The organism is Fructilactobacillus sp. X2R1C1 (genome assembly GCF_059901435.1).
This window is the reverse complement of record NZ_JBWXUV010000036.1, coordinates 1-422: the sequence shown is the minus strand read 5'-3', so window position 1 is coordinate 422 and position 422 is coordinate 1. Positions and strand designations below refer to the sequence as shown.

4 tRNA genes are annotated in these 422 nt (G+C 51.4%); all 4 read left to right on the top strand.

What is annotated here, in order from left to right:
- The first annotated feature begins 83 nt into the window (after positions 1-83).
- The 4 genes from AC6UDG_RS07380 to AC6UDG_RS07365 all read left to right on the top strand — a co-directional run bounded on the left by AC6UDG_RS07380 (position 84) and on the right by AC6UDG_RS07365 (position 420).
- Positions 84-156: transfer RNA gene (locus AC6UDG_RS07380), tRNA-Asn, on the top strand.
- A 6-nt stretch (positions 157-162) separates the two neighbouring features.
- Positions 163-254: transfer RNA gene (locus AC6UDG_RS07375), tRNA-Ser, on the top strand.
- A 16-nt stretch (positions 255-270) separates the two neighbouring features.
- A tRNA-Glu gene (locus AC6UDG_RS07370) sits at positions 271-343 on the top strand.
- 4 nt (positions 344-347) lie between these two features.
- Positions 348-420 (top strand) — tRNA-Val (locus AC6UDG_RS07365).
- Positions 421-422 lie beyond the last annotated feature (2 nt).

Sequence of the window (422 nt, the reverse complement as noted above, 5' to 3'; positions counted from 1 at the left end):
CGAACACAGAAGTTAAGCTTCAGCACGCCAAGAGTAGTTGGGGGATCGCCCCCTGCAAGGGTAGGACGTTGCCACGCGATTATTCCGGCATAGCTCAGTTGGTAGAGCACCTGACTGTTAATCAGGTTGTCGACGGTTCGAGCCCGCCTGCCGGAGTACTATGGAGAGTTGTCCGAGCTGGCCGAAGGAGCATCATTGGAAATGATGTAAACGGATTAAAGTCTGTTTCGAGGGTTCGAATCCCTCACTCTCCGTATATTTTTGTAGTATGACCCGTTGGTCAAGTGGTTTAAGACACTGCCCTTTCACGGCAGTAACATGGGTTCGAATCCCGTACGGGTCATTTTGGAGGATTAGCTCAGCTGGGAGAGCATCTGCCTTACAAGCAGGAGGTCACAGGTTCGATCCCTGTATCCTCCATA